This window comes from Rhizobium sp. 01N48 (assembly GCF_056399145.1).
In genome coordinates, this window is the sequence record NZ_JBFTQT010000012.1 from 128,204 (window position 1) to 138,713 (window position 10,510).

The following is a 10,510-nucleotide window of genomic DNA, read 5'->3' on the forward strand; positions in this document are numbered from 1 at the left end:
ATGGTATTTCACCGCTCACATATCGCCACAGGCATCAAAAGCAAATCAATCTTGCCGGGCGACAGCGTCCCAATCGCACGCGATCATTGCCCCTTGGCGATCTGCACCATGGTGTTCTTCAGCGAGTTCGCCGGCTGGCCGGGATCACCTTCGGTGAACACGTCGTCAACGACGGCCTTGCCGCCCTCTTCCAGCACCTCGAAGCGCACCGTGGTCAGCGCCTGCTTGTCGTCGATGCCATCCATGCAGGTCTGCTTCTTGAACGTCACCACCACTTCCGTCGCGCCGTTCTCGCCGGGCTTCGGCGTATAGGTCATGTCCTGCAGCGGGCACGCATCCTCGCCGTTGACGATGACATCGTAATCGAACGGCGACACGCCATCCTCGTCGGCAGCAGGGTTCTGCATCGCCGCGCGGTACTTGGCGACGAAATCCTTGCTGTAAATCCGCGTCAGCCGGCTCTCGTCGAAGATATCCTGCCAGTCCTCGTCGGCGCCCGACCAGTTCTTGGTCGTGGCCTCCATGATCTCCTTGACCGGCGCCGTCGCGTCAGCGGCGAATACCGTGGCGGTGAGGCCGAGCAGAGCGGCAAAGGCAAGCGAAATCGTCTTCATGATCAAATGTCCGAGGCAATGGTTTTGCGCGGAGACTAGCCATTTTCCGTGTCTTGGCAATGGCGCAAAAACACACAAATCGGCCCTGCTTGCGGCTTTGCACTCCGGGCGCACAATGCTATAGCCCACGTGATTTTATATCACCCACCAGGGACGCATGTCCCTCAAAAGCTTAACGAGGCAGATACATGAAGAAGATCAAGGTCGCCAACCCCGTCGCCGATCTCGACGGCGATGAAATGACGCGCATCATCTGGCAGTTTATCAAGGATAAGCTGATCCACCCGTATCTGGACCTCGAAATCGACTATTACGACCTCTCCGTCGAAAACCGCGACGCCACCAACGACCAGGTGACTGTTGATGCCGCCAACGCGATCAAGAAGCATGGCGTCGGCATCAAGTGCGCGACGATCACGCCGGATGAAGACCGCGTCAAGGAATTCAACCTCAAGCAGATGTGGAAGAGCCCGAACGGCACGATCCGCAACATCCTCGGCGGCGTCATCTTCCGCGAGCCGATCATCTGCCAGAACGTTCCTCGCCTCGTTCCCGGCTGGACCAAGCCGATCGTCGTCGGCCGTCATGCCTTCGGCGACCAGTACCGCGCCACCGACTTCAAATTCCCGGGCAAGGGCAAGCTGACCATCAAGTTCGTCGGCGAAGACGGCCAAGTCATCGAGAAGGAAGTGTTCGACGCTCCCGGCGCCGGCGTTGCCATGGCCATGTACAACCTCGACGAGTCGATCCGCGAATTCGCCCGCGCCTCGATGATGTACGGCCTGATGCGCAAGTGGCCGGTCTACCTGTCGACCAAGAACACCATCCTCAAGGCCTATGACGGCCGCTTCAAGGACATCTTCCAGGAAGTCTATGAAGCTGAATTCCAGGATCAGTTCAAGGAAATCGGCATCACCTACGAGCACCGCCTGATCGACGACATGGTCGCATCCGCTCTGAAGTGGTCCGGCGGTTACGTCTGGGCCTGCAAGAACTACGACGGCGACGTCCAGTCCGACACGGTTGCGCAGGGCTTCGGTTCGCTCGGCCTGATGACCTCCGTTCTTCTGACCCCCGATGGCAAGACCGTCGAAGCCGAAGCCGCGCACGGCACGGTGACGCGTCACTACCGCCAGCACCAGAAGGGCCAGGAAACCTCGACCAACTCGATCGCCTCGATCTTCGCCTGGACCCGTGGCCTCGCGCACCGCGCCAAGCTCGACGACAACGCCGAACTGGCGAAGTTCGCAGCCACGCTCGAAAAGGTCTGCGTCGACACCGTCGAAGCTGGCTTCATGACCAAGGACCTGGCGCTGCTGATCGGCCCCGATCAGCCTTGGCTGTCGACCACGGCTTTCCTCGACAAGATCGACGAAAACCTGCAGAAGGCCATGGCATAAGCCATCTGGAATATGCGAACGATGCGGCGGGGTTTTCCCCGCCGTTTTCGTTTCAGGGATATCAAGAGGGAACAACAAGATGACCACGACCATCCGCCCGCTAAAACCATCGGACCGCAGCGCCTGGGAGCCGCTATGGGCCGGCTATCAGCGTTTCTACGAAGTCACGATCCCCGAGGAGACGACGGACCTGACCTGGGGCCGCTTCCATGATCCGGCAGAACCGATGCACGCACTCGGCGCGTTCGATGGTGACGACAAGCTGGTCGGTATCGTGCACGCGATCTTTCACCGCTCCACCTGGTTGCCGAAATGGACCTGCTACCTGCAGGATCTCTATGTCGACGACAGCCAACGCGGGCTTGGAACCGGCGCTGCATTGATCGAGGCCGTCGCCGATCTTGCGCGCGCGCATGGCGCCGGACGGCTCTACTGGATGACCCACGAGACCAATGCCACGGCCCGCAAGCTTTACGACCGTATCGCTGAGAGCTCCGGCTTCATCCAGTATCGCAAGGCGCTCTGACCGGCGCCGCTACTGCCAAAATCTGACATCGCCATGCCATAGACGTTGCCTCGCCGCCAACTCGCGCCAGTTATCAAGCGAAACGAGGAGAACACCATGGCCGACGAACTGATTTTCTACACCAATCCGATGTCGCGCGGACGGATCGCCCGCTGGATGCTAGAGGAAACCGGCGCCCCCTACACGACGCAAATCCTTGGCTTCGAAAGCAGCATGAAGGCGCCGGATTATCTTGCCGTCAACCCGATGGGCAAGGTGCCGGCGATCCGTCACGGCAAGACTGTGGTCACCGAATGCGCCGCCATCTGCGCCTATCTGGCGGAGGCCTTTCCGGAAGCAGGCCTTGCGCCGACGGCCGAAGAGCGCGGCAGCTATTATCGCTGGATGTTCTTCGGCGCCGGCCCGCTGGAAGCAGCCACCACCAACCGCGCCCTCGGCTTTCACACGCCGGCCGATAAGAGCCGGATGGCGGGCTATGGCAGCTATGCCGACGTGATGGACACGCTCGAAAAGGCCGTCAGCGCCTCGCCCTATATCGCCGGCAACCGCTTTACGGCGGCCGACGTCTATGTCGGTTCGCATGTCGGTTGGGGCCTGGGCTTCGGCACCTTCGAGAAGCGCCAGGCCTTTGCCGATTACGTCGCCCGCGTCACCGACCGCGCCGCCTATAAGAGGGCGAACACGATCGATGACGAAGCCACCAAGGCGCTGCAGAAGAGCGCCTGACGGCCTCATGCGAGCGGCATGTAGATCTCGGTGACCAACTCGGTCGGCGGCACGTCGCGCGGATTGTTGAGGTAGTCCTCGAACATCAGCCCGTCGCGCAGCTGCCGGCCCGAGGTCGGTAGCCACTCCGAAAACAGCCACTGATAGGCCTTGTGCATATCAGCATAGGGTCCCTTGTGGCTGAGCACCGCATATTCCCCGCCGTCGAGGGTGAAGGGTTCGAGCGGTGCCTCGACCTCAATCTCGCCTTCGACCGAGACACAGGCGATGGAGCGAAGCTCGTCTGCCGGCACGAGATCGGGATCGTCGAAATAGACGCCGATCATCCGCATATCGGGCCTCGCCAGCCCGCGCGCGTGGAGCGTGCCGAAGAGAACCTCGAACGCCTTGCTGATCTGCATATAGGAGCCTGTGTGGCGCACGCCGATGAGTGCGATCGGGTCGATCTTCCGTAAGGTAACGTTGAACATGGCTTTGGTCCTTCCGTTAGGTGAGGGTTGGAACTCCGTGTGGCTTCCCTCTTTCCGATAACGGGCCGGCGGCATGCCGTAGACCGATTTGAAAATGCGATTGAAAGACTGGAGGTTGGGATAGCCGGATCGCCTGGCAATTTCCCCGATACCGAGATCCGAACGGACGATATCGCCCGCCGCGCGATGCAATCGCAGCCGCTTGACGGTCGCCGCCAGCGTCTCTCCATGAACCGCGCGATAGATCCGGTGCCAGTGATAGCTCGACATGCAGGCGATCTCGGCGAGCGTATCCATATCCAGCTCTCCATCGAGATGATCATGGATATAAGCAGAAACCCGCCTCAGGCGGCTTTCGTAGAGTGCCCATGCCGTGGTGCCGTTCATGTCGAAACCTCATGCCAGTTGACCGGCTGCAGACAAACATAACGCGATTTGACAAATCCTGCTGAATTGCCGGCGCAAAAGAAAAAGGCGGGCACTCGAAGCACCCGCCTTTCGCAATTCAATCAGGAACAGGCCGATCAGCCAGCCAGCGCAGCCGCCACGGCCTCGAGCGCCTCGTCGGCCTTCGATCCATCCGGACCGCCGGCCTGCGCCATGTCGGGACGGCCGCCGCCGCCCTTGCCGCCGAGAGCGGCAGAGGCGATGCGCACCAGATCGACGGCGCTGAAACGGCCGACGAGATCAGCGGTGACAGCGACCACGGCGCTGGCCTTGCCGTCGTCGGAGACGCCGATCAGCGTCACGACGCCGGAGCCGAGGCTGGCCTTGCCGTCATCAGCGAGACCTTTCAGATCCTTCGGATCGACGCCGGAGATGGCCTTGCCGAGGAACTTGACGCCGCCGATGTCGCGCACGGCCTCTTCCGATGCGCCCTGCCCGCCGCCCATGGCGAGCTTGCGCTTGGCGTCCGCCAGTTCCTTCTCAAGCTTGCGGCGCTCGTCCATCAGCGCTTCGACGCGCGTCAGCACGTCGGCCGGTTGGACCTTGAGCGAGGTCGCCAGCGCCTTCACGCGCTCGTCCTGCTCGGCGAGATAGGTGCGCGCCGCCTCGCCGGTGACGGCTTCCAGACGGCGAACGCCGGAGCTGACGGCGCTGTCGCCGAGAATGCGCACGAGACCGATGTCACCAGTCGCAGACACATGCGTGCCGCCGCAAAGTTCGATCGAGTAAGGCTTGCCTGTCTTCGCACCATGCAGCCCCTGGCCCATGGAGACGACGCGGACCTCATCGCCGTATTTCTCGCCGAACAACGCCATGGCGCCCTCGGCGCGGGCGTCGTCGACGCTCATCAGACGGGTCGTGACCTGCGAATTCTGCAGAATGATCTCATTGGCCATGTCCTCGACGACCTTGAGCTCTTCCGCCGTCATCGGCTTCGGATGCGAGACGTCGAAGCGCAGACGATCCGGCGTGACCAGCGAGCCCTTCTGGGCAACATGGGTGCCGAGCACTTCGCGCAGTGCCTCATGCAGCAGGTGGGTCGCCGAGTGGTTGGCGCGGATATGCGAGCGGCGGGCGTGATCGACGGTCAATGCCACGGCATCGCCGGCCTTGACCGTGCCTTCGACGACGGTGCCCGTGTGAACGAACAGGCCCTCGCCGCGCTTTTGCGTATCGGTGATCTCGATCTTGGCATTATCGGACGAAATCACGCCCGTATCGCCCATCTGGCCACCGGATTCACCGTAGAACGGCGTCTGGTTGACGACGATTTGCACCTTGTCGCCCTTGGCCGCTTCGCCGACGGCGGCACCGTCCTTGACGATCGCCTGGACAACGCCTTCGGCCGTCTCGGTGTCATAGCCGAGGAATTCGGTGGCGCCGTGCTTGTCGCGCAGCTCGAACCAGATCGTCTCGGTCGCCTTGTCGCCGGAACCTGCCCAATGCGAGCGGGCTTCGGCCTTCTGGCGCTCCATGGCGTCGGTGAAGCCGGCGAGATCGACGTTGATTTCGCGGGCGCGCAGCGCGTCCTGCGTCAGGTCGAGCGGGAAGCCGTAGGTGTCGTAAAGCTTGAAGGCGGTCTCGCCGTCGAGCATGTCGCCCTTGCCGAGCGTGGTCGTCGCATCCGACAGAAGCGACAGACCGCGCTTCAGCGTCGTGCGGAACTTGGTCTCTTCGAGCTTCAGCGTCTCGGTGATCAAAGCCTCGGCACGCACCAGCTCCGGATAGGCGCGGCCCATCTGCTGGATCAGCGCAGGCAAAAGCTTCCACATCAGCGGCTCGCGCGCGCCGAGCAGTTCGGCATGGCGCATGGCGCGGCGCATGATGCGACGAAGCACGTAACCGCGACCTTCGGCGGACGGCAGAACGCCGTCGGCGATCAGGAAGGCGGACGAGCGCAGGTGATCGGCGATGACGCGATGGCTGGCGCGCTGCTCACCCTCCGCCTTGACGCCGGTTGCTTCCTCGGACGCCGAGATCAGCGCGCGGAAGAGGTCGATGTCGTAATTGTCGTGCTTGCCCTGCAACAGGGCTGCGATACGCTCGAGACCCATGCCGGTGTCGATCGATGGACGCGGCAGGTCGACGCGCTCTTCCTTGGTGATCTGCTCGTACTGCATGAAGACGAGGTTCCAGATCTCGATGAAGCGATCACCGTCTTCTTCCGGCGAGCCGGGAGGGCCGCCCCAGATATGATCGCCGTGATCGTAGAAGATCTCCGAACAGGGACCGCACGGGCCGGTGTCACCCATCGCCCAGAAATTGTCGCTGGTCGGGATGCGGATGATCTTGTCGTCGGACAGTCCCGCTATCTTCTTCCAGAGATTAAAGGCCTCGTCGTCGGTGTGATAGACGGTGACCAGCAGACGCTTGGCGTCAATGCCGAATTCCTTGGTGATCAGCGTCCAGGCATGCTCGATCGCCTGCTCCTTGAAGTAGTCGCCGAAGGAGAAATTGCCGAGCATTTCGAAGAAGGTATGGTGGCGCGCGGTATAGCCGACATTGTCGAGGTCGTTATGCTTGCCGCCGGCGCGCACGCACTTCTGCGCGGTCGACGCCGTCTTGTATGGGCGCTGCTCGAGACCGGTGAAAACGTTCTTGAACTGCACCATGCCGGCGTTCGTGAACATCAGCGTCGGGTCGTTGCGCGGCACCAGCGGGCTCGATGAAACGATCTCGTGGCCGTTCTTCTTGAAGTAGTCGAGGAAGGTCGACCGGATTTCGTTCACACCGCTCATGCTATGCCCTTCAGTGCTGCCCAAGGCAGGTCAAATCTTAAAAATTCAGTGGCTTTTATCGCTGACGTTAACCACTGTCCAGCAGACAAACAAAACCGGCTGCATTCTGATCAAGGAATGCAGCCGGCTTTGAACTATTCAGTCTTGGGTCGAGGCTTATTCGCCGTCGGAATCGTTGGCGTCCGGGCCACCGTTCTGCAGCTGATCGGCGATCAGGCCGGCATTCTGGCGGATCGAGGTTTCGATCTCGCGCATCAGCTCGGGATTGTCGCGCAGGAACGTCTTGGCGTTCTCGCGGCCCTGGCCGAGACGCTGGCTGTTGTAAGAGAACCAGGCGCCCGACTTCTCGACGATCCCGGCCTTTACGCCGAGGTCGACCAGTTCGCCGGTCTTCGACACGCCTTCGCCATACATGATGTCGAATTCGACCTGCTTGAAGGGAGGCGCCATCTTGTTCTTGACGACCTTGACGCGCGTCTGGTTGCCGATCACCTCTTCGCGCTCCTTGACGGCGCCGATGCGGCGGATGTCGAGGCGAACCGAGGCGTAGAACTTCAGCGCGTTACCACCCGTCGTCGTTTCCGGCGAACCGAACATGACGCCGATCTTCATGCGGATCTGGTTGATGAAGATGACCATGGTCTTCGACTTCGAGATCGATGCCGTCAGCTTGCGCAGCGCCTGGCTCATCAGTCGAGCCTGCAGACCCGGAAGGCTATCGCCCATCTCGCCTTCGATTTCGGCACGCGGCGTCAGTGCGGCGACAGAGTCCACGACCAGCACGTCGACGGCGCCGGAGCGCACCAGCGTGTCGGTGATTTCGAGTGCCTGCTCGCCGGTATCCGGCTGCGAGATCAAGAGATTGTGCAGATCGACGCCGAGCTTGCGGGCATAGACCGGATCAAGCGCGTGTTCGGCGTCGACGAAGGCGCAGATGCCGCCCTTCTTCTGGGCTTCCGCGATCGTCTGCAGCGCCAGCGTCGTCTTACCCGAGCTTTCCGGCCCGTAAATTTCGATGATACGTCCCTTGGGAAGACCGCCGATCCCGAGCGCGATATCCAGTCCGAGAGAGCCCGTCGAAACGGTCTCGATCTCGACCACGCTCTCATTCGAGCCGAGCTTCATGATAGAGCCCTTGCCGAACGACCGCTCGATCTGTGAGAGTGCCGCTTCAAGTGCCTTGCTTTTGTCCACCGATTTGTCCTCTACAAGCCGCAATGTATTCTGTGACATTCGATCCACCTTTAGGTTATTGAAGCCGCTCAAGCAATGTCGCCGCCGATGTCGATTTTGTACCGCATTTGTTCTCATCACGCAAGTGCCGTTCAAAGCATTGAAAGAAAGAGGTAAAACGGCCTGTGTTCTACATTTGTTTTATCCATGCAAAGCAAGAGCTTACAGCACCTGGACGGCGGCTGACCGCGCTTCCGGAGGCCGCACGATTCGGCCAGGACGGCATTTCGGAGCGATGAGATGAGCAAGAAGATTCTCGTGCTTGGCGGCGCCCATGTCGATCGCCGCGGCCGCATATCGGGCGCGACGGCAGATGGCGCCAGCAACCCCGGCTCATGGTTCGAGGAGGCTGGCGGCGGCGGCTTCAACGCGGCCCGCAACCTCGCCCGCCTCGGCTTCGATGTTACGATGATCTCGCCGCGCGGTGGCGACCCGACCGGTGAGATGGTGAGCGAAGCCGCCGATCTCGCCGGCGTCAACGACCGCCCCTTCATCTTTCTCGACCGCAAGACGCCGAGCTATACCGCGATCATCGAGCGCGACGGCAATCTGGTAATCGCGCTGGCCGACATGGATCTCTACCGCATGTTCGTGCCGCGCCGCCTGTCGATCCGCTCGGTGCGCGACGCGTTTTCGGCGACCGACATGATCCTCTTCGATGCGAACCTGCCGGAGGAAACGCTGGTCTCGATCACCGCGCGCGCCAAGGCGCTTGGTAAGCCGGTCGCGGCGATCGCCATCTCGCCGGCAAAGGCGGTGAAGCTGAAGGCCTGCATGCAGGGGATCGACTATCTCTTCCTCAACGAGGCCGAGGCCACCGCGCTGACCGGCGAGCGGCCGGAGAACCCCGTCCACTGGCCGTCACTGCTCGGTGATATCGGCCTCAGGGGCGGTGTCGTCACCCGGGGACAGCGCGAGCTGGTCGCCTTTTCCGCCGGCCACGTGGCGGCGCTGCAGCCGGCCAATGTCGAGCATGTGTCCGACGTGACCGGTGCCGGCGATTCCCTCGCCTCGGGCGTTATCGCAGCACTTTTGCGCGGGCTGCCGATGAGCGAGGCCATCCGCGAGGGTGCTGCGGCCGCGGCGCTGACCGTCCAGTCGCCCAACGCGGTCAACGAAAATCTATCCGCCGATCTCCTAAAACAGGCTCTTGCTCTTGTCCCACAGGCGAGAATTCTGCATTGAAACCCGATCAGACGAAATGGAAGATCCGATGACGAACACTCTCTCCTCCAAGCTGCCGATCACCTATTCCAAGGAAGTGGCGAGCGCCAAGCAGCGCGGCGCGCCGATCGTGGCGCTCGAATCGACGATCATCACCCACGGTATGCCCTACCCCGGCAATATCGAGATGGCCCGCAGCGTCGAATCGATCATTCGTGAGCAGGGTGCGGTCCCCGCCACCATCGCCGTCATCCACGGCACGCTCCACATCGGCCTTGAAGCCGAAGAGCTCGAGCAGCTGGCCAAGGCCAAGGATGTGCTGAAAGTCTCGCGCGCCGACCTCGCCTTCGCGATCGCCGAGCGCCGCCATGGCGCCACCACGGTCGCCGCCACGATGATCGCGGCGGAACGCGCCGGCATCAAGGTCTTCGCGACCGGCGGCATCGGCGGCGTGCATCGCGGTGCGGAAGAGAGCTTCGACATCTCCGCCGACCTCGAAGAACTTGCCCGCACCGGCGTCATCGTCGTCTGCGCCGGCGCCAAGGCGATCCTCGATGTGCCGAAGACGCTGGAAGTGCTGGAAACCGCTGGCGTGCCCGTAGTCACCTACGAGAGCGAAGAATTCCCGGCCTTCTGGTCGCGCTCATCCGGCCTGCGCAGCCCGCTGACGCTGAACAGCCCGGCGGCCATCGCCAATTTCCAGACGGTGCGCGAACAGCTCGGCATCGACGGCGGCATGCTGATCGCCAATCCGGTGCCTGAGACCGACGAGATCCCGGCCGAAGAGATGGAAATCTACATCCAGCGCGCGCTCGACAGCGCCGAACGCGACGAAATCTCCGGCAAGGCGGTCACGCCTTACCTGCTGAGCACCATCTTCGACCTGACCGACGGCCAGAGCCTGAAGACCAACATCGCACTGGTGGAAAACAACGCCCGGCTCGCCGGCGAAATCGCGGTTGCGCTCAACGCCTGACACTTGATGGGGCGTGCCGCCACGGCATGCCCCACTCGTCTAGGGGCCTTCGCCAAATCATAAGATTGGAGCGAGCGGCTGCGTCTAGCCGATCTCCCCCCTTGTGGGGGAGATGCCCGGCAGGGCAGAGCGACTGTCTTGCCGGTCAAGCGTTTTGCCATGGTTTGTTGTCCCTGATGATGGCGTTGAGAATGGTGAGCAGCTTGCGCATGGCGG

At 62.0% G+C, this 10,510-nt stretch carries 9 protein-coding genes; 5 read left to right on the forward strand and 4 right to left on the reverse strand.

The window, feature by feature from the left end; genetic code table 11:
- Window positions 1–83 precede the first annotated feature (83 nt).
- Entirely contained in the window at window positions 84–614 is a 531-nt protein-coding gene (locus AC1DOG_RS20980) for a hypothetical protein (protein ID WP_047512200.1), read from the reverse strand.
- Window positions 615–802: 188 nt separating this feature from the next.
- On the opposite strand from AC1DOG_RS20980, the gene AC1DOG_RS20985 reads away from it, so the two are divergent.
- The 3 genes from AC1DOG_RS20985 to AC1DOG_RS20995 all read left to right on the forward strand — a co-directional run bounded on the left by AC1DOG_RS20985 (window position 803) and on the right by AC1DOG_RS20995 (window position 3,266).
- Window positions 803–2,014 (forward strand): NADP-dependent isocitrate dehydrogenase, encoded by a 1,212-nt coding sequence (locus AC1DOG_RS20985; RefSeq protein WP_047512202.1) that lies wholly within the window; start codon window positions 803–805, stop codon window positions 2,012–2,014.
- Window positions 2,015–2,093: 79 nt separating this feature from the next.
- Window positions 2,094–2,540: an N-acetyltransferase family protein gene (locus tag AC1DOG_RS20990; RefSeq protein WP_477930764.1), complete on the forward strand. Its 447-nt coding sequence runs from the start codon at window positions 2,094–2,096 to the stop codon at window positions 2,538–2,540.
- Window positions 2,541–2,636: 96 nt separating this feature from the next.
- On the forward strand, window positions 2,637–3,266 hold the full coding sequence (locus tag AC1DOG_RS20995; RefSeq protein ID WP_477930766.1) for a glutathione S-transferase family protein: 630 nt from the start codon (window positions 2,637–2,639) through the stop codon (window positions 3,264–3,266).
- Between the two features lie 5 nt (window positions 3,267–3,271).
- Here the strand turns inward: AC1DOG_RS20995 and AC1DOG_RS21000 are convergent, their stop codons facing one another.
- The 3 genes from AC1DOG_RS21000 to recA all read right to left on the reverse strand — a co-directional run bounded on the left by AC1DOG_RS21000 (window position 3,272) and on the right by recA (window position 8,154).
- Window positions 3,272–4,123, reverse strand: coding sequence for an AraC family transcriptional regulator (locus AC1DOG_RS21000; RefSeq protein ID WP_477930768.1), 852 nt, complete (start codon window positions 4,121–4,123; stop codon window positions 3,272–3,274).
- Between the two features lie 137 nt (window positions 4,124–4,260).
- Entirely contained in the window at window positions 4,261–6,921 is a 2,661-nt protein-coding gene (gene alaS / locus AC1DOG_RS21005) for an alanine--tRNA ligase (RefSeq protein ID WP_477930770.1), read from the reverse strand.
- 156 nt (window positions 6,922–7,077) lie between these two features.
- On the reverse strand, window positions 7,078–8,154 hold the full coding sequence (recA, locus tag AC1DOG_RS21010) for a recombinase RecA (RefSeq protein ID WP_113199974.1): 1,077 nt from the start codon (window positions 8,152–8,154) through the stop codon (window positions 7,078–7,080).
- 240 nt (window positions 8,155–8,394) lie between these two features.
- Here recA and AC1DOG_RS21015 point away from each other — a divergent pair, with 240 nt between their 5' ends.
- The gene (locus AC1DOG_RS21015) at window positions 8,395–9,339 is read left to right on the forward strand and encodes a carbohydrate kinase family protein (protein ID WP_477930772.1); all 945 of its coding nucleotides are present in this window, start codon (window positions 8,395–8,397) and stop codon (window positions 9,337–9,339) included.
- 28 nt (window positions 9,340–9,367) lie between these two features.
- Window positions 9,368–10,294, forward strand: a complete 927-nt coding sequence (locus AC1DOG_RS21020) for a pseudouridine-5'-phosphate glycosidase (protein ID WP_477930774.1) — start codon at window positions 9,368–9,370, stop codon at window positions 10,292–10,294.
- Window positions 10,295–10,510 lie beyond the last annotated feature (216 nt).

Excerpts from the sequence above, each read along its gene's own strand:
- AC1DOG_RS20985 (WP_047512202.1), top strand. The coding sequence starts at position 803 with ATGAAGAAGATCAAGGTCGCCAACCCCGTCGCCGATCTCGACGGCGAT.
- AC1DOG_RS21020 (WP_477930774.1), top strand. The coding sequence starts at position 9,368 with ATGACGAACACTCTCTCCTCCAAGCTGCCGATCACCTATTCCAAGGAA.
- AC1DOG_RS20980 (WP_047512200.1), bottom strand. The coding sequence starts at position 614 with ATGAAGACGATTTCGCTTGCCTTTGCCGCTCTGCTCGGCCTCACCGCC.
- alaS (WP_477930770.1), bottom strand. The coding sequence starts at position 6,921 with ATGAGCGGTGTGAACGAAATCCGGTCGACCTTCCTCGACTACTTCAAG.
- AC1DOG_RS21015 (WP_477930772.1), top strand. The coding sequence starts at position 8,395 with ATGAGCAAGAAGATTCTCGTGCTTGGCGGCGCCCATGTCGATCGCCGC.
- recA (WP_113199974.1), bottom strand. The coding sequence starts at position 8,154 with ATGTCACAGAATACATTGCGGCTTGTAGAGGACAAATCGGTGGACAAA.
- AC1DOG_RS20995 (WP_477930766.1), top strand. The coding sequence starts at position 2,637 with ATGGCCGACGAACTGATTTTCTACACCAATCCGATGTCGCGCGGACGG.
- AC1DOG_RS21000 (WP_477930768.1), bottom strand. The coding sequence starts at position 4,123 with ATGAACGGCACCACGGCATGGGCACTCTACGAAAGCCGCCTGAGGCGG.
- AC1DOG_RS20990 (WP_477930764.1), top strand. The coding sequence starts at position 2,094 with ATGACCACGACCATCCGCCCGCTAAAACCATCGGACCGCAGCGCCTGG.